The sequence below is a fragment of the Methylobacterium sp. CM6257 genome, assembly GCF_054611515.1.
Map to the genome: position 1 here is coordinate 1,398,187 of NZ_CM137735.1, position 23,776 is coordinate 1,421,962.

21 protein-coding genes are annotated in these 23,776 nt (G+C 72.2%); 17 read left to right on the forward strand and 4 right to left on the reverse strand.

The window, feature by feature from the left end:
* Positions 1-7: 7 nt before the first annotated feature.
* The 3 genes from ACYCO6_RS06745 to ACYCO6_RS06755 all read left to right on the forward strand — a co-directional run bounded on the left by ACYCO6_RS06745 (position 8) and on the right by ACYCO6_RS06755 (position 3,694).
* Complete coding sequence (locus tag ACYCO6_RS06745) at positions 8-841, forward strand: hypothetical protein (RefSeq protein ID WP_007565555.1); 834 nt, start codon at positions 8-10, stop codon at positions 839-841.
* Positions 842-933: 92 nt separating this feature from the next.
* Entirely contained in the window at positions 934-1,668 is a 735-nt protein-coding gene (locus tag ACYCO6_RS06750; RefSeq protein ID WP_007565557.1) for a DUF4396 domain-containing protein, read from the forward strand.
* A 637-nt stretch (positions 1,669-2,305) separates the two neighbouring features.
* Positions 2,306-3,694, forward strand: coding sequence for a DNA-binding protein (locus ACYCO6_RS06755; RefSeq protein ID WP_007565560.1), 1,389 nt, complete (start codon positions 2,306-2,308; stop codon positions 3,692-3,694).
* Between the two features lie 200 nt (positions 3,695-3,894).
* Here the strand turns inward: ACYCO6_RS06755 and ACYCO6_RS06760 are convergent, their stop codons facing one another.
* From ACYCO6_RS06760 to ACYCO6_RS06775, 4 genes are all read right to left on the reverse strand, one after another.
* On the reverse strand, positions 3,895-5,217 hold the full coding sequence (locus ACYCO6_RS06760) for a hypothetical protein (protein ID WP_007565562.1): 1,323 nt from the start codon (positions 5,215-5,217) through the stop codon (positions 3,895-3,897).
* Positions 5,218-5,404: 187 nt separating this feature from the next.
* Positions 5,405-5,719: an ArsR/SmtB family transcription factor gene (locus ACYCO6_RS06765; RefSeq protein WP_007565564.1), complete on the reverse strand. Its 315-nt coding sequence runs from the start codon at positions 5,717-5,719 to the stop codon at positions 5,405-5,407.
* Positions 5,720-6,347: 628 nt separating this feature from the next.
* Entirely contained in the window at positions 6,348-6,680 is a 333-nt protein-coding gene (locus ACYCO6_RS06770) for a hypothetical protein (protein ID WP_007565566.1), read from the reverse strand.
* A 17-nt stretch (positions 6,681-6,697) separates the two neighbouring features.
* Positions 6,698-7,483, reverse strand: coding sequence for a hypothetical protein (locus ACYCO6_RS06775; RefSeq protein ID WP_007565568.1), 786 nt, complete (start codon positions 7,481-7,483; stop codon positions 6,698-6,700).
* Positions 7,484-8,242: 759 nt separating this feature from the next.
* On the opposite strand from ACYCO6_RS06775, the gene ACYCO6_RS06780 reads away from it, so the two are divergent.
* The 14 genes from ACYCO6_RS06780 to ACYCO6_RS06845 all read left to right on the forward strand — a co-directional run bounded on the left by ACYCO6_RS06780 (position 8,243) and on the right by ACYCO6_RS06845 (position 23,776).
* A complete protein-coding gene (locus tag ACYCO6_RS06780) occupies positions 8,243-9,271 on the forward strand; it encodes a hypothetical protein (protein ID WP_007565570.1) in 1,029 nt (342 codons plus the stop codon).
* Positions 9,272-9,360: 89 nt separating this feature from the next.
* Positions 9,361-9,792: a hypothetical protein gene (locus ACYCO6_RS06785; RefSeq protein WP_007565572.1), complete on the forward strand. Its 432-nt coding sequence runs from the start codon at positions 9,361-9,363 to the stop codon at positions 9,790-9,792.
* Between the two features lie 51 nt (positions 9,793-9,843).
* The gene (locus ACYCO6_RS06790; protein ID WP_007565574.1) at positions 9,844-10,635 is read left to right on the forward strand and encodes a metallophosphoesterase; all 792 of its coding nucleotides are present in this window, start codon (positions 9,844-9,846) and stop codon (positions 10,633-10,635) included.
* 84 nt (positions 10,636-10,719) lie between these two features.
* Positions 10,720-12,663 carry an AAA family ATPase gene (locus ACYCO6_RS06795; RefSeq protein WP_007565576.1) on the forward strand — a complete coding sequence of 648 codons (1,944 nt, stop codon included), beginning with the start codon at positions 10,720-10,722 and terminating at the stop codon, positions 12,661-12,663.
* A complete protein-coding gene (locus ACYCO6_RS06800) occupies positions 12,660-13,640 on the forward strand; it encodes a metallophosphoesterase family protein (RefSeq protein ID WP_007565578.1) in 981 nt (326 codons plus the stop codon). The genes ACYCO6_RS06795 and ACYCO6_RS06800 overlap by 4 nt, the downstream gene beginning before the upstream one ends.
* Before the next feature lie 68 nt (positions 13,641-13,708).
* Positions 13,709-14,584 (forward strand): 3'-5' exonuclease, encoded by an 876-nt coding sequence (locus tag ACYCO6_RS06805; RefSeq protein WP_230364973.1) that lies wholly within the window; start codon positions 13,709-13,711, stop codon positions 14,582-14,584.
* A gap of 510 nt (positions 14,585-15,094) precedes the next feature.
* Positions 15,095-16,501 carry a hypothetical protein gene (locus ACYCO6_RS06810; protein ID WP_007565582.1) on the forward strand — a complete coding sequence of 469 codons (1,407 nt, stop codon included), beginning with the start codon at positions 15,095-15,097 and terminating at the stop codon, positions 16,499-16,501.
* Between the two features lie 624 nt (positions 16,502-17,125).
* A complete protein-coding gene (locus tag ACYCO6_RS06815) occupies positions 17,126-17,539 on the forward strand; it encodes a hypothetical protein (RefSeq protein WP_459770488.1) in 414 nt (137 codons plus the stop codon).
* A 464-nt stretch (positions 17,540-18,003) separates the two neighbouring features.
* Positions 18,004-18,174, forward strand: a complete 171-nt coding sequence (locus ACYCO6_RS06820) for a hypothetical protein (RefSeq protein ID WP_007565587.1) — start codon at positions 18,004-18,006, stop codon at positions 18,172-18,174.
* 108 nt (positions 18,175-18,282) lie between these two features.
* Entirely contained in the window at positions 18,283-19,482 is a 1,200-nt protein-coding gene (locus ACYCO6_RS06825; RefSeq protein WP_007565589.1) for a hypothetical protein, read from the forward strand.
* A complete protein-coding gene (locus ACYCO6_RS06830; protein WP_007565591.1) occupies positions 19,482-20,177 on the forward strand; it encodes a TnsA endonuclease N-terminal domain-containing protein in 696 nt (231 codons plus the stop codon). The genes ACYCO6_RS06825 and ACYCO6_RS06830 overlap by 1 nt, the downstream gene beginning before the upstream one ends.
* Positions 20,174-20,395: a hypothetical protein gene (locus ACYCO6_RS06835; RefSeq protein WP_007565593.1), complete on the forward strand. Its 222-nt coding sequence runs from the start codon at positions 20,174-20,176 to the stop codon at positions 20,393-20,395. The genes ACYCO6_RS06830 and ACYCO6_RS06835 overlap by 4 nt, the downstream gene beginning before the upstream one ends.
* On the forward strand, positions 20,377-22,638 hold the full coding sequence (locus tag ACYCO6_RS06840; protein WP_007565595.1) for a DDE-type integrase/transposase/recombinase: 2,262 nt from the start codon (positions 20,377-20,379) through the stop codon (positions 22,636-22,638). Before ACYCO6_RS06835 ends, ACYCO6_RS06840 begins: the two co-directional genes overlap by 19 nt.
* Before the next feature lie 10 nt (positions 22,639-22,648).
* Positions 22,649-23,776: an ATP-binding protein gene (locus ACYCO6_RS06845; RefSeq protein WP_007565597.1), complete on the forward strand. Its 1,128-nt coding sequence runs from the start codon at positions 22,649-22,651 to the stop codon at positions 23,774-23,776.

Genomic DNA, 23,776 nt, shown 5'->3' on the forward strand with positions numbered 1-23,776 from the left:
CCGCGCCATGCCGAAGCTCGTCCGCACCGCCCTCGCGGCCCTCCTCGCCCTCTCCGCTGGCTCGGCGATCGCCGCGGACCACTCCAACCTGGAGGAGGGGCTGCCCATCACCATCGAGGACGCCTACCCGATCAAGGAGAACGGCCTCGAAGTGCAGTCCTACTTCCAGTACAACCGCATCCGGAACGACCCGCGCGGCGCCAGCAGCCTGATGGCGGTGCCGCGCCTGGAATGGGGCGCGTTCAAGAACTTCCAGCTCTCGGTCGAGGCCCCGTACCGGCTCGGCAACGCGAGCGACACCGACCAGGGCGAATTCCTGGCGCAGGGGTTCTACAACTTCAACCAGGAGGGGCTAGTCCTGCCCGCCATGGCGGTCGCGCTCGGGGTGAACACGCCCTACGGCCATATGGCCGGCGGCACGGAGACCGAACTCAAGTTCCTGGCGACCAAGTCGCTCGGCACCCCCGATCCGGAGGGATTGTCGCCGTATTCCTACGTCCCGCGCCAAGTTCACTTCAACGCGTCGTGGTTCCACAACTACGACCCGACGACCGGCCGGGAGGCCGAGCGGCGCGACCGCTACCGGGTCGGCGTCGCCTACAGCCAGCCGGTCTCGAACTCCGTCGTGCTGGTCGCCGACGTCTACCGCGAGACCGACCGGGAGCGCGGCCGGGCGGTCAACCTGGCCGAGATCGGCGCTCGCTACATGGCGACGCCGCAGACGGTGCTGGTCGGGGCGGTCGGCGTCGGCTTCGGCGGCGACCGCCGGCAGGACTTCCGGGTCACGGCCGGCCTGCAGCACTCCCTGAGCTTCCCGTACTCCTGGGACCCGCCGCGCTGATCCGCCCACCGCCGGCATGGGAGGGTTGCACCGCGTCGGGGAACCTTACCCCTAGGGGGTATGTTGCACCGGCATTTCCGTGGGGGTGCCGCATGTTCCCGGAGTGGTTCCACATCCTGTCCGTCTGCGCCCTGCTGCTGGGCGCGGCGTGCTCGCTGCTGCTGTCGGTGCAGGTGATCCGGCAACCGCAGCACATGACGGTCATGAACGTCGTCTGGCCGGTGAGCGCGCTGTTCGGGACGCTCGTCGTCGTCTGGGCGTATTACCGCTATGGACGGCTAGCCACGATGGAGGCGCACCATAACGCCAAGGAGCGCGGCGAGAAGCCGCCGAACATGACGCAGACCCCGTTCCCGGTCATGGTGGGCAAGGGCGCGCTCCACTGCGGCAGCGGCTGCATGCTGGGCGACGTCGCCGCCGAGTGGCTCGCTTTCCTGGTTCCGGGCGTCGCCGTCTGGTTCGGCTGGCATTCCCTGTTCGAGGAGAAGATGTACGCGGTTTGGGTGCTGGATTTCGTGTTCGCCTACGCGCTCGGGATCGCGTTCCAGTATTACGCCATCGTGCCGATGCGCGGGCTCTCTCCCGGCGAGGGTCTGGTGGCGGCCGTGAAGGCGGACACCGTCTCGCTGATCGCCTGGCAGGTCGGCATGTACGGCTTCATGGCGTTCGCCCAATTCTTCCTGTTCCCGCACTTGACCGGCCAGCGCGCGCCGGTGAACTCGGTCGAGTTCTGGTTCGCCATGCAGGTCGCGATGGTGGCGGGATTCTTGACCAGCTATCCGGTGAATTGGTGGCTCGTCGGCTCCGGCATCAAGGAGCGGATGTAGGCCGGTCCGCGCCTATCGGCGAATCACGAGGAGCCAGAAGAGGACGGCGCACGCGGTCGCGAGCATGCAGATCCGGTATGCCGCCTCGTTCGGGGCAGGGCGCATGCCCGCCCCGGTGGCGGCGCGACAGCTCGGGCACCTCGTCGCCTCGGTGCGAACCGTCCGCCCGCAGCAACCGCACTTGGATAAGAGCATGGGCGCCCCTCCCGTCCCGTGCCGAGATCTCGCGGGCCGCCGCACCTCGGTGAGGCCTCTGCGTACGGGCCGACAGGATCACCCTCTGGTCGACCGCGATGGTCCTGAATGCCTTCGTAGTGCGGCGGGGCAGGCCGACGAAGTACGTCTTCGGTGGTAGCGAGGTTTCCGGCGGCTCAAGGCGGGATGGCGGCTGCTGCCGCCGGCGGTTGGCACGCGACTCAGAGACGTACGCATAATGAGTAACGTTATGCGTACGCGTTACACGACGGGGGCGTTCGCCGACTGGGCGTTCCTCAATCCGAAGGCCTCCCGCGGCCTATCTGTCCGGTCGCCCTCGGGTCCGGCTCGCTCTCGCGCCCACACCGAGCCTCCACGCGGACCGCGACCGTTTCTTCACCGCTCGCGGCGATGATACCGGTAACGGCTTGGGATGGCGGGCATGGTGACGGAGAACGGGGTCTGGACAGCCGCGGATCGGATACGGGCCAGGCCGGCACCGCCCGGTGGCACCAAGGAGCGGGTCTCGGTCCGCACGGTCCGGAGGGAACTCGGCGGCGGGTCGTTCGGCGACATCGCTCGCGAGCTCAGGAAGTGGAAGGACAGAGAGGACTACCGGCCGGCCATCGAGCGGGCGGACCTGCCGGAGGCGTTCGAGAGGCGGCTCACGGTGATCGGGCGGGAGCTGCTTGAGATGGCCCGGGTCGAAGCGGCCCGGGCGGGTCTGGCGGACTTCGTCGGAGCGGAGGATTGCAGGGCCGCGGCGAGGGATCTGCTCGACGAGGCGCTGGACCGGGTCGATCTCTTGGAGGAGCGGGTCGCGGCATTGCAGGCCGAGCTGGACCGGGTGCGGGCCGTCGGCACTCAGGCCGGCGGGGCCGCGCCGCCCGTTTCCGCCGCGGGTGAGGCGGACTCCCTCGCGCAGGGTCGCGCCGGGCCCAGGTTTGTCGATACCGCGCACGGGCTCAAGCTGGCGCGAGAGGCGAACGACTTCTGGGGACAGGTGCGGGACGCGGTCGAAGCGGCGGTGCGCCAACGCGGCCCCATGGCGGTCCACCCGCTCCTGAGAGCGCTCTCGACCCGGCTCAAGCAGGAGGGCGAGCGGGCGGGTTTCCCGCTCACAGAGGCGTGGCTGCGCTATCACCTCCTGCGCCTGGTGCAGGACGGCAACGGGCTGACCCTCGTCGGCCACCGGTTCGGGCTGGCCGAGCCCGAGCCCGAGCCGGACGTCGCGGCGACGTCCGAGCCGCCACTCGCCGAGGCGGTCGCGGCGATGGGGAAGCGGCCGTTCTGGCGCTTGTTCATGCGGGAGGTCCACGCCCTTCTCGCCAGGAGCGGGGCCCAGACGGCGGAAGGCATCCTCGGCGGCCTGGATCCTGAGTTGGTCGCGGCGACGGGGCGCTTCCAGAGGATCACGCCCCGGCTGCTCCGGTGGAAGCTGCGCCAGCGCATAGCGGAGCGGAGGCCGTTCGAGGAACTCCCGGATGGGCGCTTCGCCGCCCTCGTGGGCGAAGCTCCCTGGGACGGTGAGAGCCCGGCCGGGGTCCCGGCGGCGAGGGCCGGACGACGCCCGCGGCCGAGGCCCGCGGCGAGCGGGGCCACCGCGGCGCGACAGCCGACTTATCCGACGCCCGCCCGCAGGCTACGCCGCGGGGTCCGGCCGCACCGGCGGGGTTCGTTGTCGTGGGGCCACCGGCATCCCGGCCGGCGGCGGGGCATCGGCCGCGCCGCGAACGTCTTCGGCGACCGTCGGGATCTGCGCGTGCGGTCCGGCGCCCTCGGAACCCGCGCCCGCGGCCGGACGCCCGATGACGACGGCGGCCACCCGTGACACGGTGCTCGCCCATCGCGCGATGGTCGGACGGCACCAGCGGGTCGGGTCCAGGGCGTCGGCGTGGTGGTTGGTCGGTCCCTCGTCGAGGACGGCGCGATGGAGGCCGATGCGGTTGCGCGACCTCCGGACGCTCTCGGCCAGCCGCTGGAATGACGACCGAATCCCTCCGGCCGGCTTCGTCGCGCCGGTCACCGGGGTCAGCGCGGACGCCCGACGGGCTTAGCGATGGCGAGCACGCCCTTCAGGCCGCTCCCGAAGCGGGCGATCGTCTCCCGGTGCCCGCGCAGCTCGCTGTAGGGCAGGTAGCGCAGGTCGAGCTCGGCCACACGCGAGAAGGCGGGCCGGGCGAACTGCGCGCGCACGTCCTCCTCGCGGTTGTCGGGCGCCACCAGGAAGAAGTTGCGCGCGGCCCCGCCCTCGACCCCGAGCGCCAGGTCGAGCATCCGCACGATGCCCGAGTAGATGCTCGTCGTGTGCTCGACCTCGAAGGCGGCCGCGACGTCTCCGGCCGACTTGTCCAGCCAGATCACGTCGATGAGCCGGACCGTCTCGGCCGACCCGTTCGCCGTCAGGCGCCCGGGCAGGCGGTCGAGGCAGCCGTCGGACAGGCGGCCCGCGGCGTAGGGGCGGTTGCCGTCGTTCGACGCGATCCAGACGTCGAAGCCGAGGGCGAGGCCGAGGTCGCGCAGCCAGCCCTGGACCTCGGTGTGGGTGTGGTCGGCCTCACGCGCGGCCAGCGCGGCCTTGGAGGCCGTGTCGGCGGCCTCCGCGCGCACGCGGTCGAGGTCCTCGCGCCAGCGGGCCAGCGCGGCGGCCCCGTCGCGCTCCGGCAGCGGGTATCGCCCGGACCCGACGTCGAACAGGAAGCCCGCGATGGCGCCGTAATCGTTGGAGAGCAGGCCGCGATGGGCGGCGTTGAGGGCGACGATGCCCCGGCGCATGGCGAGGTACTCGTCCCACTTGCCGAGCTTCACATTGGCGCCGGCGACGGCGTTGTAGCCCTTCACGATGGCCGTGTTGAACGGGGGCACAAGGGTGGGGTGCAGGAAGTACAGCAGGTTCGCCGCGGCCGGACCCAGCCCCTTGATGCGTTGCCGGTCGAGGGCGTGGATGGCGGCCAGCACCCCGTCCTCTGCGCTGCAGCACAGGCAGGCGTCGAGGAACCGGCCGAACGCAACCTGGTTGGCGCGGTCTTCGTAGATGTCGGGGATGCGCAGCTTAGGCTTCCAGAGGAAGGCGTGGTCGGCGCCCTTGAAGACCTGGCGCTGCTCCGCGATGGAGTGGACCACCGTTTCCAAGGACGAACCGCGATAGGCGTTGCCGAACGCGTCGGCCCGGATCTCGTCGATCACCGCCTGGAGGCCGCGCCGGATCGAGCGGAAGTTCTTGATGCGCTCCTCCCACAGGAACCAGGTCCGATAGGAGGCGCCGGGGTCCTCGCGCCAATGCCGGATCAGGTTGCCGATCCAGGCGTCGTCCGAGGGGCGGTGATCCGTCCCGGTCTCTTCCGTCAGGCGCATCGGCGCGGCATTCCCAAAATCCGGATTCGGGCCGGAGCATACCATCGCCGCCCCGGTCGGCGCTGTCGTCGGCAAGTCTCAGCGGCGCGCCTCTGCCGGGCAAGGCCGCGCGGGCCCGGACAGGTCGCGGCGGTCGGGACGGCGCCGTTCGGGCGGCGGTTCCATGCCCGGTCGCGAGCCCGGTCCATCAGGCCGACACCGAACCGGGACCGGCCGACCACTTCCGGTGCCCCCCCTCAGCGAGGAAGCCGATCAGGGCGTTCATCGCCGGATCGACCGCCCGGCAGACCAGCGTCGTGGCTTGGCGTTCCTGGGCGACCAGACCGGTCTGGATCAGACGGTGGAGATGATGGGAGAGCGTCGAGGCCGGGACATCGATGCGCTGCTGGAGGGCACCGACCGGCAGGCCGTCTCGGCCCGCCCGCGCGAGCGTACGGTACACCCTCAGGCGGGTCAGATTGCCGAGCGCCTCCAACTGTCGTGCCGCTAGTTCGAGCTCCATGGAAGCACCATGAAGACGCGGGACGGGGTGCGCAACCCTTATTTCTATATATCTAGAACTATCGCCGCGGAATGGGCGTTCGACCACGCGCGCCGACGCAGGGAGGTTCCGCTCCCTCGCGACCGACCGCTGCGCCCCTTCACGCTCGGATGCCCGACCCCATCAGCGCGGCGCGATGCCGTGGGGCAGCGGATCCATCGCCACCGGCGCCGAGATCGGTCGCGAGGCGCGTGACCACGGTAACCGGCTCAATCTTCCGGCACGCACGCGAACCCGAACCGTCTCCGGCGGCACCGCCTGCCCGGGCGTCCGGCAGCGGCGCGGCATCCCCGATGCGCCGTCGCCTCGTCCCTCCCGGACAAAGCTTGGGCAGCTCGATCGACCGTTCCCTGACCATGGCGCAACCCCCGTGTCCCGGCTTGCCGATTATGCCGGGAGTCGGCCACCCGTAACGCGTTACGCATAACGATACCCGTTACACGTTCGTCGAGAGGGCGCGTCCGGGACGATTTCCGAGGCTTCGAACGCCGGTCTTTCGACGTGCGCCGGCTCGCGCTGCGAAGCGGAAGCCGGTCCTCGTCGGCTCGCATCCTCCGGGCGCCCTTGCCGTGGGCCGCCTGGGAAGCGGTCAAGCGTCGTCCGGCTCGTCGCCGCGGTACGGCGACAGGCCGACGAGAACGCACGGGTCCAAGTCCCAGTCGTCGAAACCGGGGTCGAGCAGGCCGACCCCGTCCGCCGACAAGGCGTAGAACGCCTCGTAGGGGTTCGCGTCCCGGTGCGGAGCCGCCGTCGGCGCCCGGTCGCGGGAGAGGTCGCCCTGACCGATCCGGGCGCGCGAGGAGCCCGCCCCGGCGCGCACCCGGCGAGCGCTTCCGGAGCGACCGGGACGAACGGTCCCGGGCGAGGCGACGCGCGGCCGGGGTGCCGGCGAGACGCGGTTCGGTTTCGTGCGGTCGATCATCGCTCTGGTCCTTTCCGTCAGGCGCGAAGGCGGGCGGGTTGCAATGCGCGGAGGCGAGCGGTCGCCACCGGCGTCGGGCGGGCTTTGCGGACGCGGTCGCCGACGGCCTCGGCGGTGCCGACGGGCGCGTCCCGGAGAAGCGGGTCGCCCAGGGCGGCGGCGCAGTCGAGGAGCCGCTCGTGCAGGGCACGGTCCCGGGCCGGGGAGAGCGGCGACATGAGCGCGGCCAGGTCACCCGCCTCGAAGCGCTCGGCGTCCGGATCCGCCGAAACGGCGAGGAGGGTGGCGGCGAGCGCGACCGCCGCGTACCGCATGCCGCCGCCGAGATCCCCCGCGAGCAGCCGCATCTGTTCCAGCGGCGAGAGCCTCGGCAGCCGGAGCGGCAGGACGCGCGGGGCGATCCGCCAGGCCGGCTGGCCGAGCCCGCTGTCGCAGCGAAGGTGCCACGCCCCCGACGCGGTCGCGTGCAGGGCCTGGGCCGCGGTCAGCCGGCACGCGGTGGCCACGACGCGAAGGTGCCCGGGTTCGCCCGGACCGCCCTCGCGAAGCAGGTCCGTCGGCAGGACGGCGATCACGTCGCCTTCCGACCGTGCCGCCAGTCCCGAGAGGACGGCCGCCGCGTCGCCGGGATCGGGGCGGAGCAGGTCGAACGAACCCGAGAGGCGTGCCAGGCCACAGGCCTGGGCGCCGTTGGCGCCGACGGCGACGACGGTCGGACGGGTGCCGGCGGCGGTCAGGCCGCCGGCCACCAGCGCTGCGGCCAGGAGGCCGGTGCGGTCGTTGGAATGGATGGTCGCGATCACGGCGTCCTCCTTTGGGCCGATGCATCGAGGGAATCTTGCCATCTATATTTCCATAAGTCTAGAAATACAGAAATTACTGGTTATCGGATCCCTGGTCGCGCCCGGCGTACTGTCTATCGCGCTTCGCGCGGTCCCGTGCTCGTGACGACCGCCATCGGCGTCCCGCCCTCCTCGAAGGCCGGGCCGTGGGCACGGCCCCTTGTCGCGTCCGTCAGCGCCCGCGAGATCCGCACCCGTCAATTCCTGAAAGGCCTGAGGTGTGGTCCCCTCGTGCGACGCCGCCGCCGGCTCATCCCGGCATCGGCGCCTGAACGGGCGACCGTCGCGCCGAACCGGCGATCACGACGGTCGGTCAAGGCCGGCTCTCAGGGGCGCAGCGGGTCGTCTGCGCGACGACCGCCTGGGGCGTGGAAATCCAAGGACCGGCCGGCTTCGACCGCAGGTAGCCGCTCGGGTCGCCGGGCGCGGTTCGAAAGTGTCACACGATGCCTCATGCCGGTCGCGGGGAGCGGCCTCCGGCATCGTGACGCCGTTTCACCTCGGGCGTATGCGTAAGTAATTCGAGGCGCCCAACACTGTACGCCACGCCACCGTTAACCATTCCAAAAATATGGCTCTTGATAATAGTTGGAATATGCTGTTCATTTCCGCTCTTTTGCCTTAAGATTCGCGGATCAATCACAACGTGTCCGACGTCGCGCGCCCTGTGGCCATTCCACCGGGCGTGCCGGCGTCCGGATTCCGTCATGGAGATTGCCCTTGATCTCTGCCTTCTTCGGTTCCGCTGGCCGGACCCATGCCGCCTACGCCGCGCTCCTTCTCGCCGACGCCTATGGCGTTCTCGGCCGCCCCGTCACGCTCCTGCGCGTCAGGTTCCCCGAGGAGGCCCCGTTGCCGGGCCGGACGGTCACGGAGGAGGGCCTCACCGTCAGCGAGCGCGAGGCGCGCGACGCACGGGAGGCGGGAGAGATCGCGGCCGAGGCCGTGGGGCGGGACGATGATCTCGTCCTCGACCTGCCGGCGGCGTGCCTGGGGAACCTCGGGCTGAGGGCGCGCATCGACGCGCCGGTGCTGCCGGTGGGCCCGACCCCCTTCGAGGAGCATGCCGCGGCGTCGGCGCTCGCGGGCATGAACCCGTCGGAGGATTTCGGTCTGGACGTGGTCTCGCCGCCCTGGCTCCTCGGGTGCGGGCGCAGCGGCGGAGCCGCCGCTGCCGACGCGTTCGGCCGCGTCATGCGTGGGCACGAGGCGCTCGTGCCGGGTCGAGGCCGTGTCCGGACCCTGCCGACGGTCGTGCCGGCGTTCGGCCGCGGGGAGGCACAGCGCATCGCCGAAGGGGATCGCACGAGCCGCAGCCTCGGGGCCTCCGTCACGCTGCTCGCCGCCCTGCGCGCCGCCGCCGCGAACCCACATGCCGCCGAGGTCGACCCCGCCGCGTTCGCCGCGAACCTCGGTGTCGACGTCGAACAGGCTCGGGCGCCGGACGAGCGCGAGGCCGGCGACCGGCTGCGCGACCTCGCCGACGAGCTCCAGGGGATCCGCGACCAAGTCAAGCCGACGCGGGAGGACCTGCACGGCGCCCCGCGCCTTGAGCGGTGGCGGGCCTCCACCCGGTCCGTGAGAGTGCTCACCGGCGAGGTCCACGGGCATCCGAACTTCCCCGACGGCCGCCGCATCACCACGAGCGATCTGTACGCGTCCGATGGCCGGCGCTGGGCGCGCACCCTGTCGAGGTATTTCGTCCTGGGCCAACCCGACACGGGCGCCGAGCGCCTCGACCGGCACTAGCCACCGCCATCCCGTCCGAACGAACCCCGCCCGCGCGCCTCGGCGCGCGGGAGCGGGTCCGTCTTGCCCGTCACGAGCCCGGAGGACGCATGCGCGCGAGCGACGATTCCCATCCCCGCGACCGGACCCTCCCGCGCCGCGAGCCGCCCGCGGGAAGCCATCCGCTCGCGCTCTGGCGCACGGAGCGGCTTCCGGACATCGAGGCCTCCGCGATCCGGGAGGTCCGCCGAGCTCTCGCCGGCGGCGTTTGCCTGCATCATCGGTCCTGGCCCGCGGCCCGGAGGGGCGAGGCCGCGGCCGCCATCGCCGTCACGCTCGACCTAACGCGGCGCGCCGAACCGGACCCCGCCGTCGTGGACCTCGCGCTCTCGACGGTGCTCGTCGCCGCCTGGCGGGGCGATGCGGCGGCCCGCACCGTCCTCGCCCACGTCCTCGCCGGCCTGCCGCCGGACGTGCGCGGCGGGCGTCCGGGCCGACCCGGAAGGCGGCGGCCCGGACGCCGCCCCCCGCCGCGGCGGTGACCGCCGCATCCCGAACAACGGGACGATCCCGACAACCAAGGAGTCGATCACGTGCGGATCTGGACCTTCAGCGACTTGCACCGCGACCTGTCGCGGGCGCCGTGGACGCCCGGGCACATCCCCGACGCCGACGTCGCCGTCGTCGCAGGCGATGTTGGGCAGGGCCTGGCGGACACCATCCTCTGGCTGGGCCAAGCCATCCGACCGATCATGCCGGTCGTGGTCGTGCCGGGAAACCATGAATTCTACGGCTCGGCCGTGGACGAGGAGCGCGCGCTCGGACGCCGGGCCGCGGAACGGCACGGCGTGACCCTGCTCGACGACGACACCGTCGAGATCGGCGGCGTCGCCTTCTCCGGCGGCACGCTCTGGACCGACTACGGCCTCGACGGCGCGGGAAACCGCCGGCGGGCCGTGGCGGCCGCGCAGGCCGGCCTCAACGATCACCGTTGCATCGCGACGACGCGCAACCCGGGCTGGCGCACCTTCCGGCCGGAAGACGCGGCGGCCCTGCACGCCGCCAGCCGCGCCTTCCTGGAACGCGCGCTGCTGGAGGTCGACCCGCCGGGCGCGCGGGCGCGACCGCACGTCGTGGTCACGCACCACGCCCCCGCCCGTGCCTCGCTCGACCCGAGCTTCGCCGGCAGCGTGCTGAACCCGGCCTTCGCGAGCGACCTCGGCGGCCTCATCGCCGCCAGCCGCCCGGACCTCTGGCTTCACGGCCACGTCCACGCCAGCCGCGACCACCGGATCGGTCCGACCCGGATCCTGTGCAACCCCCTCGGCTACGACGGCGAGAACCCCGCCTTCGACCCCGCCTGCGTCGTCGAGGTGCCGTCGTAGGCCGTCGCCGGCGGATGCCTGCCGCGACCCGGGCCCGACGTGACCCGGCCCCGGACCTCGACCCATCCTCGGAGCAAGGCGACCATGCCCCACCTGACATTCCTGCGCGACGACCTGAACGAGGCGGAGACCGGGGACGTCGCCGCCGACGAGCGCCGTCCCGCGACCGAGACGCTCGCGGCCTTCGCGCTCGAAGCGGCGCTCTCGCCCGCCCAGCGCCGCCGCATCGCCGCCGACCCCGCCTTCGCCCTCGTCGTCCAGGTTCCGGCCGCCGACTGGGTCGAGCCGGTCCGCGAGGCGTGCGGGCGCCTGGCGGCGTGGGGTCACGTGGTGGCGCGCAACGGCGGTTCGAGAAGCGAGGACCGTGCGGACCGCGGAAACGACCGAGTGGCGGACCGGCTCGCCCGCGGCGACCGGGTGCTCGGGGTCTCGCAATCGCCTGCGCGCTACCTGCCTTCGGCCCTCGTCGCCGCGGCGGACCTGCACGTTCGGCTCCCTGGCGCGACCGACGCCGTGATCGCGCGGGTCGTCCGGGCCGCCACGGGGCGGCGTCCGACCCTGCCGCCCGGGATCGCCCGCGGGCTGGACTTCTTCGAGATCGCCGCCGCGGTGCGCGGGACGACGGCGCGGTCCTGCGTCGCGCGCCTCGCCGCGGCGGCGCGCTCGAAGGCCACCGCGGATCCCGCCGTCGGGTCGGCGCCCGATTTCGCGACCCTGGTCGGCTTCGGCGATGCACATGCCTGGGGTACGCGCCTCATCGACGAGATCGCGACCTGGCGCGCCTCCGGCGGCGCGCCCGCGTTCCAGCGGCTCGACAGGCACGTCGCCCTCAGTTCCGCCCCGGGGTTAGGAAAATCATCTTTCGTCCGCTCGCTCGCGAAGGCCGCGGGCCTGCCGCTGGTCGCGACCTCGGTCGGCGCCTGGTTCACCGGATCCGACGGACACCTGGGTGGCGTGCTCCGCGCCTGGGATGCCGCGTACACGCACGCGTGCGCGCTGGCGCCTAGTATTTTGTTCCTAGATGAGGCTGATAGTATTCCTAACAGAGCCACGATGGACAACCACGCGCGCGAGTGGTGGACCCCCTTGTGCACGAGCATTTTGCTCGGTTTCGATGCGCTCAACGCGCCCGGCGCCCCCGAGGTGTGCATCATCGCGGCGACGAACCACGGCGACAGGCTCGATCCCGCCTTGATCAGGCCCGGACGGCTGGGCCGGGTGATCGAGATCAAGCCGCCCTCGGCCGCCGACCTGGCGGTCATCTTCCGGCAACACCTCGACGACGGCGAGGTGCCCGACATGGACCTCGCGCCGCTCGGCGCGCTTGCGCTCGGCGCCAGCGGCGCCCAGGTCGCCGGGTGGGTGTCCGAGGCCCGTGCCGCCGCGCGCGCCGCCGGACGGCCGATGCGCCCGGAGGACCTGCTCGGCCGCGTCGCGCCGCCGGATCAAGGGAGCCCGGCGGACCGACGTCGGAGCGCGTACCACGAGGCGGGGCACGCCGTGGCGTTCGAGCGGATCGGTGCCCGCGTCGCCCAGGTCGACTTGGTCCCGCGCCGGGATTCGCTCGGCGCGACCTCCGTGGCGACCCGCCTCGGCCAGTCGCCGACCCGCGCGGAGATCGAGGGCCTCGCGGTCGCGCTCCTGTGCGGACGGGCCGCCGAGATCCTGTTCCTCGGGGAGCCGAGCGCCGGGGCGGGCGGCGATAGCCGCTCGGACCTCGCGCGCGTGACGACCCTGCTCGCCGGCAACCACGCCTCGCTCGGCCTCGGCGACCGGTTGACGTATCGCGGCGCCCCCCACGAGGTCGCGGTCGCGCTGTCGCTCGACCCCGCCCTTCTCGGGGCGGTCGAGCGCGACCTCGACCGGCTGAGCGGCGAGGCTTTGGCCGTCATGGAGGCGAACCGCACCGCCGTGGCGGCCGTCGCCGAGCTGCTGATCGCGCGGCGCCTGGTCTCGGGCGACGCGCTCCGGGCGCTGATCGCCGAGGCGGACCAACACCGCGCCGCGCAGGACGGAGGACAGCCGTGACGCTCCACGTTCCCGATCCGGTGGCCCGGACCGAGGTGCATGCACCGGTACCGACGGAAGGCCCGTCCGCCGTGCCGGCCGCCCCCGGGGCGCGGTCCGCCCCGTCGGAGCCCGTCCCGTTCCGTCTGTGGACCCTGTCCGACCTCAGGGTCGACCGGGCGCCCCACGTGCTGCCGGACCCGCTGCCGGACTTCGACGCCTTGCTCGTCCCGGGCGGGATCGCGCCCGGCCTGTGCCGGTCCGTGCGCTGGCTTGCGGACGCGCTCGGCGGCCGCCAGGGTCGGCGGCCGGTCGTCCTCGTCCCGGGACCGGCGGAGTACCTCGACGGCGAACCCGTGGGCGAGGCGCTCGCCGAGGCCGTGCCGCTCGGGGCGGCGCTGGGCATCACCGTGCTCCACGACGGCGCCGTTCGCCTCGGCGATCCGCTCCGGCCCGGGTTGGTCATCCTGGGGGCGACGCTCTGGACGGACTTCGCCCTCGACGGCGTCGAGAACGCCCGGACCGCCCGCGCCCACGCCCGGAGCCGCTGGACGGTGACGGACAGGGCGGCGAGCGCGCCCGGGGTGCCCTTCTTCCCGCACGACGCGGCCGGCGCGCACGCCCGCTCGCGGGCCTTTATCGAGGACGCCCTCAACGCCGTCGCCGTCGGTGCCGGCCCGTACGGCCATATGCCGAATCCGGTCCTGCGCGACATCGGCCCGGGCGACCGGGCCGCGGTCGTCACCGGCTTCGCCCCATCACGGTCCTGCCTGCCGCCCACCCTGGCGAGGCCCGTGCTCGACCCGTGGCGGGTCTGCTGGCACGCCTCCGCCCTGGACCCCGTGATGGAGGGGTGGGGCGCCCCGGCCGTCTGGATCCACGGGAACGTGCCGCAGGCCTGCGACCTGCGGCTCGGGCGCACGCGCGTCGTGAGCAACCCCTACGACCCGGACGACCCGACGAACGGGTTCGACGCCAGCCGCACGATCCTGGTCTGACAGCCGCCCCGGAGAACCGCCCCATGCACGAGACCTGCTCCCCGTCGCCCCGGCTTCGGCTCCCCTCCATGTCCGACGCGAGCGCACCCGCGGCCGGCGCGCGCTCCGCCGTCCGCCACGACCGTCGGCCGGCGGCGGAACCCGGCGCGGAAGCGGACGCGCTCCTCGTCGTCGATATCGAGACCGTGCCGGACGAAACGCTGATGCCGCCGCCCGAGGTGTGGGCCCGGGACAGGTTTCCGAAATGCGCGTGGCACGCCGTGGTCGCGGTCAGCTTCGTGCAGGCGGAGATCCTGCGCGACGGCGACACGGGACTGGAGGAATATCGGGTCACCGCCTGCAGGAGCGGCGGCGAGGCGGGCTGGGACGAGGCCCGCATCCTGCGCGGCTTCTGGCGGCACTTCGCCTCCGGCAGATTCCGGCTCGTCACCTGGAACGGCCGCGGCTTCGACATGCCGACGCTGCTCCACCGCACGATGCTCCACGGCATCTCGGCGGAAGCCTGGTTCCGGCGCGGCACGCGCTGGTCGGGCTACGGCAACCGGTACGGCGGCGCCCACGTCGACGTCATGGACGAGATGTCCGGGTTCGGGTGCGCCAGCCGGCTCACCCTGGAGGAGGCGGCCGCGCTGGTCGGCATGCCGGGCAAACTCGGCGAGCACGGGTCGCTGGTGGCCGACATGGTCGCCGCCGGCGAGATCGAGCGCGTCCGGGCGTATTGCGAGACCGACACGATGACGACCTTCGGCATCTACGTCCGCCATGCGTATCTCGCCGGCCGGACCGACGCCGCGGCCCACGACAGGGCGATCGCAGGCCTCCAGGATTACCTGGAGCTGGAGCGGACCCGCAGACCGCATCTAGGCGCCTACCTCGATGCCTGGCGACGCCTGTCCGACACGCGGCCGGCGTTCGTCGTCGACAGGGACCGCCGGGGCGGATGACCCTCGCCCTCGGGTCCCGGTCCCGTCCTCCCGGGTCGCGGGGCGCGGGGCGCGGCACCCGGATCGGGCTCGGGGCCCCGGTCCAGATCGCCGCGTCTCGGGCCCGGGCCGCGCGGCGTCGCCGGCACACCGGACCGGCCGCCGGCGCACGCGCCCGGACCGGTGACGCCCACCGCGGGCGCCGTCGTGCGACGGATGCCGAAGCGGCGCGCCGCGGTCCGGCGCCCCATGCGTTCGCGCCGTGCCGCCTGAGGCGGCCCGGTCCCCGAGAACCCCTGGATGTCGAGGCGGGACATGGCGGAACGCGCGAGCGGAACTTCACCGGGGTCGCCGTCGGGAACGTCGCGGCCGGCGGCGGCGCGGCGGCACGTCCCGGCAGGGTCGGGGACGGCGTTTGTGCCTTGCCGCGCGCCTCGCACAATGGGCTGTGCGCCCGAATCCCGGGCGCCGTCCAAGGACAGGACCGACCCGGCCCGGCCTCCGCGCACAGTCCCGGTGCGAGGTCGTGCCGTGCGCCTCGACCGGACGCCCGCGCGCCTGGGGCACCGTCCGGCCATGCATCCCGACCCCGAATTCCCGGTTTCCCCCGCCGGCGTCCGCCCGGCGCGGGCGGACGTGCACGAACTCGCGCGGGCGCGGCAGGCCATCTCCGCCCTGGCCCATCCCGACACGCGGCCCATCGTTGATACGGCCATGGGCACCCTGCATGCGGCGCTCTCCGGGGGCGGTCTCCAGGTCTCCAAGATCCCCGGGCTGCAGAGCGCCATCCGCAAACACGTCAGGCAGGCCTGGATGGATGGCATCGTCGCCCCCCTCGCCCGGTCGCGCCATCCGGCCGACCGCGCCGTGCTCGACGCGATCCCGAAGGATTTCGCCCTGAGGGCCCACGCCGAGGTGCTGGCCGCCCTGGAACGGATCGCCCGTTGGGTCCCCGAGGATGCCGAAGGCACGCGGGCGCACCTCGGGCGGGCCTTCGAGTACCTGCGGATGCTGCCGCTCATCCTGCAGGCCCTCGCCGACCTCGAAGACCTCGCGCCGGGCGCCACTCGAACGGGCCGCCCCGCGTCCGGACCCGGTTCCGCGGCCCTTGCCGACGCCGCCGCACTGGTCCAGCGCCGGCTCAGGGCGGCGCTGTCGCCGGGCCTTCCATCCTTGATCGGCGACCTGGCCGACCTGGTTCACCGCGCCCCCCCGGCCGCGGCCGACGTCCCCGCGCTGCGCTGGACGGCCGCCGCGCTCCTCGCGCCGCCCGCGCGCGGCGCCCGGACATCGGACCGGGGCGGTCCGCAATGGCGCCGGAGCCTCGCCGGCGCGCTCTCCCGCGACCTGATAGACGAGGCGCTCGCGCCGGCCGCAGGTCGACTGCTGCGCCGGCATGCCGGCCTGGAGATCGGGGACGCCCGCTATGCCCGGCAAGAGGGACACGGAGGCCGGCTAGACCTCGCCCTGTCCCGCGCCGGCGTCAGGCTGCTCCTGACGGTCCGCTTCGACGTCGCCGCCGGGCGGTTCGAGCAATCCTCCGCGGTCGTCTCGTCGGACGGCGCGCCGACGACGCTCGCGCCCGAAGACACCGATGCACTCCTCGATGCGTCCATCCCCGACGAGCTCGACACACCCGCACATCGCGCGATGCGCCGCCTCTCGCGGCTGGACCGCGCGCCCATCCTCCACATGCACGTCAACGGGACCGGCGAGCTCCAGGTCGCTCCTGAGGCGGTTCGGACGCAGGATGCCGGGTTGCTGGAGGAGCTTGTCCGCACCGCCGACGAGGAGGGAAGCGCCGTCAGGTTCGACCCGGTCCGCGACCTCGTGCTGGCGTCCGGCTTGGTCGAGATCGGCTTCGAGTGGCACGACGGGCCGGCCGGTCGGTGCCTGATCCGCGCCCCGGCCCAACCCACCGGTCGGCCAGGCCCATGACGACCAGGTCCGGGACGGCCGGGTCGCCGACCGGCTCGGGGGCCCTGTCGACGGCAAAGCCGCTCGGCCAGTGCGAGGGTCGCGATACCCGCTGACCCCCGAGGGCCAGCTTGATGAACTGCGGCATACGCCTTCGTCTCGGCGCAGATGCTGATTAGAATACGCAGACCGACATTTGGTACGGCGGCCTGTGCTCGAATGAATGCTTCATCGACTTGAAGATCGACGAACGCGGACGTGGCGTTTGCGGGCGCCCTTGGTCACTTCGATGGTCGCCAGCCGTTCGATACACGCGACACTCCGCCGGAGGATGACCCGGGGACGCGACGGACAAGATTGGCCGGGTGCGCGATCCGGTTTCACTCACCCGGTCGACCGGGCCGACCGGGTGAGGTTCCGTTTACCACGTCCGGTGGACCTGGGCGAAAGAACTTGCGGCCTGGCGGGCACCCGGTCTATGGTCCGATCAGCAGGTCGCGGAGCTACTCCGGACCTGGATGCGGACCTGGACCTGGTCGGGGGTGCCGAATGGATGTGATCATTCAGATGTGCCAGGAGCGCGACCGGGCCCGGCAAGCCGCCGCGGACAGGACGCGGCAGCTTCAGGAGCTCATGTTGGAACACGTGAGCGCCATCGCGGCGGAGACAGCCAAGGCGGCCCGCCTCGACCAGGTGATCGCGACCCTGCGGCAGGGGGCTGCCTACGCGCCGGAGCCGACGCCGGCGGCCGACCAGGCCGAGACGGAAGCGCCGGCCCAGCCGCTGCCGGCCGACGAGCCGGTCTCGGGCGGGGCCGAGCGGGAGCCGGTGCCGCAAGTCTCGGGCCTGGTCGCCCAAGTCATCGTCGACGCACTCGCGAAGGCGGGCGCCAAGGGGCTGTCGGGAAGCGAAGTCAATGACGCGGTTCGGGACGCCGGCTTCACGCTCGATGCCTCGGAGAAAAACAAGACCCGCCTTAAGAATAAAAACCTCGTTTACCATGATCGCAAGGCACAACATTGGTATCTGAAAGATCCAACGAAGGCCTCGGCGTCATAAGACCAGTCTAGATCCAACAACTCATCAATCATCGAGGAGAATGGCAATGCGCAACATATCTCGCGCAGCCCTCCGCGCGCGCTCGCGCGACCCACCGGATCGGGAAGTGATCGGAGCGGCAAAATAAAAGCGCACGGTCCGATCCGGACCGCACGCTTTGAGCTTGCCCGCAACCGAGCTGCGAAGCCGTAGCAGGTTAGGACTGGCCCGTCGGCCGAGAGCTTGAGCCCTCTCGACCGCGTCATTGCCAGACCTCGTGATCACGATTGCCGAAAACCAGACCGGCCAACCACCGGGATCAAGGCCGACATTCGAGACCGACGACGTATGCCAGCTCTCGCCTGCGAAAGCAAGCGGGCTGCGCTCCGCCTCCTCGGGATCCGCCGGCCCAAGCCGGCCGCGCCCGGACCGTCCCCGCGACGGATCCGGACCGGCCCCGCGCGACCCCATCCGAGGAGAGCATCATGAACGAGCCGTACCGCGTCGAGCCCCTCACGGCCGACTTCCAGCCGCCCCTCGCCCCCCTGATCGACCGAGCCTTCGATGCCTGGGACGGGGACGTCGCCGCGCTGCTCGGCGTCCCGCGGGGGACGTTCGAGCGGGAGACCGAGGCCAGCGAGCCCACCGAGTTCTGAGCCGCCGACGAAGCCCCGGCCTCCGGGCCGGGGCCGCCATCCCATCCCATCCCATCCCATCCAATCAACAAGGCTGGCCCCGTCCGCCTTTCAAGGACCCATACGACCATGAAGCAGCTCGAACTTTTTCCGTCGACGACTGCCGACGCTGACCGTCTCCGGGCCGAGATCCAGGCCCTCGACGAGATGACGGAGCGCGAGCGCGCCGCCGCGCTGCGCCGCCACCGCTATGTGCGGGCGGTCGAGGACCTCCCGCAGGGACGGCGGGGTGACCGCCACCTGCGGGCCGCGATCCGCGCCGTCTGCGAGCTGAGCGACGACGTCGATCCGCCCACGCCGCGCCAGGTCAGGACATGGGAAGCGCGGCTTAGGGAGGCCGGCGGCAACCCGGCCGGCCTCGCCGACCGGCGGATGGCGCGGTTGCCCCGGCAGCAGACCCACTGGGCCCCGTGGATCGGCGAGCTTGTCGACCAGGTCGTGGCCGAGGCCGACCCGCGCCTGGGCGTCACGCTGACGGCCATGGCCCGCCTCGCACAGGCGAGGTGCTTGGAAGCGGCGCCTGCGCGGGGCGGCGCGGCCGCCCACGTTCCCGGTTTCCGGACCCTCGTGCGGATGGTCGGCGACCGTCTGCGTTCCCTGCAGCAGGCGTATCGGTACCGGCAGCTCTCGTGCGGGCGTCCTCTCGCCGAGGTCGTCGTCGCCCGGGAAGTCCTGCGGCTCGCCATCCCGGAACTCGGCGCCGACCGCGTCCACCTGGTCACCGCACGCGACAGCTACAGCGGCGTGATCGTGGCGGCGGCGCTCGGCATTGCGCCGCCGGACGGGGAGGACCTGCTCGGCCTGTTCGGGGCGCGGACCGCGACGGCTGCCGCGGAGCCGCTCGGCGCCGCCCGCCTGTGCATGGGGCTGCCGGAGGTGATCGTGCTGGACCATGATCCCGCCTTCCTCGGCGCCACGTTCCAGCATTCCGCGGCGGCGCTCGGCATCCGGCTGCACTTCGCCGGGGTCGACCATCCGGGCGCTCCCTGCCGGGCAGCGGGCCTGCAGCGCTGGCTGACGGCCCGGGGGGAGGCGGTCGAGGACGCAGGAGGCCTGATGGCGGGGGCGCACGCCTGGCTCGCCGATCTGGACTTCCGCCGCTCCGGAGCGGACCGGCGGACCCCGCTGGACCGCTGGCAGGAGGGGGTCGCTCGCTATCCCATCCGGCTGTCGCCGGGGGCCGCTCCCGCGATCCGGACCGGCGAGGAATCGGGTGGCGCCGACGCAGCCGAGGGGCCTGACGGCCGCGACACCCGGCGGCGGCCCTGATGCCGGCGACCCTGCGAAGCCGTCATGTCGGCAAGCCGAGCCCGTCGCGCCCGGTCGTCACCGGCCGACGGGACTGCATCACGGGCGAGGTCCCCTCCGGCAAGGTGGGGATGGGCTATCGCATGGTGGCCTACGAGGGCCTCCTCGCGCGGGACTTCATCCTGATCCTGGAGCAGGACGATGCCGTCCTGCGCTACCAGGAGGAGCCCGCTCCCTTCCGGTGGCACGACGGCGTCCGGTGGCGCCGCTACACGGCCGACTTCGCCGTGGAGATCGACGACGGGCGGCGCATCGCCGTCGAGGTCAAGCCGCGGAAGAGGGTGATCAGGCTGGGCTGGGACGGGATCCGGCCCCGCATCGAAGCCGGCGCCAAGGCCGCCGGCTACGACGGCTTCGAGCTCTGGACCGAGGTCGAGGTCGACGCGCTCCGCGTCGCGAACGCCGCGCTCGTCGCGAGCGAGCGCACCTTCGTGGCCGACGAGGCGGAGCAGCACACCATGCGCGTCGTTCTCGACCGCTTCGGCGGCCAGGGCCTCGTCCGGGACCTCCGGGCGGCATCGGGGCTCCAGGCCCGCGCCTTCCGGGCCGTCGTGGCCCTGGTCGCGCGAGGCGAGGCCGAGCTGGCCGACCCCGGCCGACCCTTCGACGACCACGCCATGATCCGCCGCCCCGCGAACCTCAGGAGTGCACCTTGAACAGGCTCGACCAGCAGTTCCGCCTTCCCATCGGCGCGGTCGTCGTCGTCGACGGCGTCCCCTACGCCTCCGTCGCCCGCGAGCGGGCGGGCCTCGCCCTGCGCAGGCTCGCGGGCGGTTCCGAGACCGTCGTGCTGAGCGACGCCGTCCTGGTGGACCTCCACCGCGGCGGGAGGGTGCGCATGGCGGGACCCGGTGCATGCGGGGGGCTGCGCTGACCATGGGCGCGTGCCAGATCCGTCTCCAAGCGGACGCGCTCGTCATCGTCGAGGGCGTCTACCACAAGGTGCTCTCGCGCGACGAGGCCGGCGTCACGCTGCGCACCCTCGGGGCGAGGCCGGTCACGGTCACGAAGACCCATGCCGAGTTGGCCGACCTCTACTTCGGCGAGCCCAGGCGGCTCCAACTGGTGGAGGACACCGCCGCCGGGCTCCCCCAAGGCGTCAGGGACAACCTCCTGCGCAACATCGACACCTTCGACGTTCGCCAGCAGGACGCGGCGCTGATGCGCCTCGACTACGTGCAGGCCTGCGACCGGTGCTTCGCCGAGCGGACCCATAGGAAGGTCCCGAAGGGCTACGCCGATATCGCGAGGCTCGTCGCGGCCGAGCGCCGGCAGCGGGCCATCGAGAACGAGGGCTCCCATCCCGACGACGTGCCGCTCGAACGGGTGAGCGGCTCCTCGCTGAAGGGTTGGTACGGGCGCTGGCGCAAGGGCGGCAAGTCCATCGTGGCGCTGATCCCGCTGGACGACCTGAAGGGACGGGCGGGTTTCCGCCTCGATCCCGAGGTCGAGATGATCATCGCGGAGCGCGTGCGCGAGGACTGGCTCACCCGGAACGGACCGCCGCTGAGCCATGTCATCGTCTTCATCCAGGGCAGGATCGAGCGCGAGAACAAGACGCGCACCGTGCCCTTCGACGTGCCCGATGGCATGACGATCCGGCGTTGGGTGAAGGCGAACGTCAGCCAGTTCGACGTGATCTACCATCGCGAGGGCCCCGCGGCGGCGGAGCAGGCCTTCCGGCACGTCAAGAAGGCCCCCCAGGCGACGCGGCCGCTCGAAATCGTCGAGGTCGATCACACGCCCCTCGACGTGCTGGTCCTGGAGGGCGACGGCACGCCGGCGCGCGACCGGCGCCGCAAGGACAAGCGCACGAGGCGGGTCTGGCTCACGGTCGCGATCTGCGCCGCGACCCGCATGATCGTGGGATTCCACCTCAGTGACGAGCGTCCCTCCTGGACTTCGGTGATGCACTGCCTGCGCATGGCGGTGCTGCCGAAGGACCTGACCGGCATCCGGGTCGACACGGCGTGGCCCGTGTTCGGCGTGCCGGAAGTGGTCAAGCTCGATAACGGGAAGGAATTCCACTCCCGGTCGATGAAGGCGGCCGCCGGGCAGCTGCGGTTTGAGCTCCGCTACATGCCCCGGCGCAAGCCCCACCTGAAGGGCAAGGTCGAGCGCGCCCTCGGCACTATCGCGCGCGACTTCTGCGCCTACCTTCCCGGACGGACCTTCCGCGACGTGCGCGAGCGCGGCGACTACGACAGCGTCGGGCAGGCCGCCCTGACCCTGGCCCAACTCGTCGAGTTCTTCACCATCTGGGTCGTCGACATCTACCACAACCGCAAGCATGGCGGGCTGCTCGGACGAACGCCCCTGCTGCGCTGGCAGGACCTGGCGGGCTATGGCACGCGCCTGCCGCCGTCGGCCGACGACCTCGACCCGCTCATCGCCCTGGTGGTCCCGCGGACCATCCAGCGGAACGGGATCACCTTCCTCGGCCTCACCTACCAGTCCGACGAACTGAAGGGCGTCCGTCGCAGGAAGGGCTTCCACTTCGGCGACGAATTCCTCGTCAAGGCCGAAGCGTCCGATCTCGGCCACCTCCTCGTCCTGGTGGACGAGGAGGCCGGTTGGATCAAGGTCCCCTGCGAGGACGGGTTGGCCGACGGGACGTCTCTGGCGGAGTGGCGAGACGTGGTCCGCACGGCGCGTCGGATGACGCAGGAAGGCCAGCGCGTCGCTCGCGCGACGCTCGTCCGCGCGATGGAGCTGCTGCGCGCCGAATGCCGCAAGGCCGGCGTCAAGCCGAAGCGCCTGGCGAGCGCCGACGTCGACTGGTTCCGCGACCACGCCGACGACCCGATGTTCGAGGTCGCCTGGGACGTCGCGGACGAGGGCGCCCACGAGGAAGAGCGGCTGCGGACCCGACGCCCGCGGAAGGCCGCGCCGCCGGCCGCGGCCGACGCGGCACCCGCGCCCCGGGTCGGGCAGGGTGGCCGCAAGACCGCCCCGCGCCCGGCCAGCGCCCCGCAGGAAGCCCCGCAGGACGCCGCGCCGGCGGCCCGACCGGCCGGTCCGAGGCCCGTCGCCGCCGAGGCCGATCCGCGGAGCGTGACGGCGGATGTCGGCGCCGAGTTCGACCCCGACGATCCTGACAACTGGACTGCCGAGTGAGGGCCATCGCATGCCGCAAAGCCAGGACGGGGAGATCTTCCGCCCCGACGTCACCATCCTTCCCGGCCCCCAGGCCGCCCCGGTCCGCCGTGAGCGGTTCGCGATCCGCTTGAGCCCGCAGGACCTCGAACGGCGGGCCTGGAAGCGACGCGTCGACACCATCCACGTCAACACCGACGTCGTGATCAAGACCGTCGCGCGCTTCGACGAGATGCTCAAGGACCTCGGCGACGATGTCGAGGGTCAGTGCCTCGTCATCCCGGCCGCTTCCGGGGCCGGGAAGTCGCATCTGCTCGCCCGGTTGCAGCTCCGCCCGGCGCTCGTGCCGTTCCGCGACGAGTTCGGCCCCGTGCGGCCGCTGGTCTACATCAAGGCGCCGAGCCCCTGCACGCTGAAGACGCTGGGTCTCGCGCTGTACCTCGCCATGACGGAGAAGGAGCTCAGCGCCAACCTGAAGGAGCACGATATCTGGACCCGGGTGCGCCACCAGATGCACGCCCAACTCGTCTCCATCATCATGATCGACGAATTCCACCATGCCTTCCGCGGACGCACCGGTGACGAGCGGCGCACCCTGGTCGAGACGCTGAAGAACCTCGTCATCCCGGATCCGGACGATCCGCTTCGGCCGCCCGGTGCGGAGTTGCGCCCCGTCTCCCTCGTGCTCTCGGGCATGCCCTGGCTCAAGAAGGTGCTGAAGGAGGATTTCCAGCTCCTCCGGCGCTGCGTCTTCAAGCCGATCAAGCCGCTGGGTCACTCGGAAGCCTGCGTGAAGAAGGCCACGAAATTCCTGTCGCTGGTCGAGGCAAGGCTCGGCTTCCCGGCCGCGTGCGGCCTGTCGGAGCACGACATGGTTCAGCGCATGCTCAAGGCTTCGAACGGCTACACCGGTCGCATGATGCACCTCGTCAAGAAGGCGGCCTTCCGCGCCATCCAGTCGGGCAAGCCGAGCATCGGGCAGGTCGACCACCTCGGCTTCGTCTTCGAGGAGATCTTCGAGCTCGGTCCGCGCAGGAACCCGTTCCTGGTGGTCGACATCTCGACCCTGCCGAAGATGAAGGAGATCGAGTTCGAGAGGCTCACGCGCCTGACGGGGACCGCCGAGGCCGGGGTCGAGACGCAAGCCGACGACGCGTAG

Coding starts and splice junctions, on each gene's coding strand:
- ACYCO6_RS06745 (WP_007565555.1), top strand. CDS start 8: ATGCCGAAGCTCGTCCGCACCGCCCTCGCGGCCCTCCTCGCCCTCTCC.
- ACYCO6_RS06750 (WP_007565557.1), top strand. CDS start 934: ATGTTCCCGGAGTGGTTCCACATCCTGTCCGTCTGCGCCCTGCTGCTG.
- ACYCO6_RS06755 (WP_007565560.1), top strand. CDS start 2,306: ATGGTGACGGAGAACGGGGTCTGGACAGCCGCGGATCGGATACGGGCC.
- ACYCO6_RS06760 (WP_007565562.1), bottom strand. CDS start 5,217: ATGCGCCTGACGGAAGAGACCGGGACGGATCACCGCCCCTCGGACGAC.
- ACYCO6_RS06765 (WP_007565564.1), bottom strand. CDS start 5,719: ATGGAGCTCGAACTAGCGGCACGACAGTTGGAGGCGCTCGGCAATCTG.
- ACYCO6_RS06770 (WP_007565566.1), bottom strand. CDS start 6,680: ATGATCGACCGCACGAAACCGAACCGCGTCTCGCCGGCACCCCGGCCG.
- ACYCO6_RS06785 (WP_007565572.1), top strand. CDS start 9,361: ATGCGCGCGAGCGACGATTCCCATCCCCGCGACCGGACCCTCCCGCGC.
- ACYCO6_RS06795 (WP_007565576.1), top strand. CDS start 10,720: ATGCCCCACCTGACATTCCTGCGCGACGACCTGAACGAGGCGGAGACC.
- ACYCO6_RS06805 (WP_230364973.1), top strand. CDS start 13,709: ATGTCCGACGCGAGCGCACCCGCGGCCGGCGCGCGCTCCGCCGTCCGC.
- ACYCO6_RS06820 (WP_007565587.1), top strand. CDS start 18,004: ATGAACGAGCCGTACCGCGTCGAGCCCCTCACGGCCGACTTCCAGCCG.
- ACYCO6_RS06825 (WP_007565589.1), top strand. CDS start 18,283: ATGAAGCAGCTCGAACTTTTTCCGTCGACGACTGCCGACGCTGACCGT.
- ACYCO6_RS06830 (WP_007565591.1), top strand. CDS start 19,482: ATGCCGGCGACCCTGCGAAGCCGTCATGTCGGCAAGCCGAGCCCGTCG.
- ACYCO6_RS06840 (WP_007565595.1), top strand. CDS start 20,377: ATGCGGGGGGCTGCGCTGACCATGGGCGCGTGCCAGATCCGTCTCCAA.
- ACYCO6_RS06845 (WP_007565597.1), top strand. CDS start 22,649: ATGCCGCAAAGCCAGGACGGGGAGATCTTCCGCCCCGACGTCACCATC.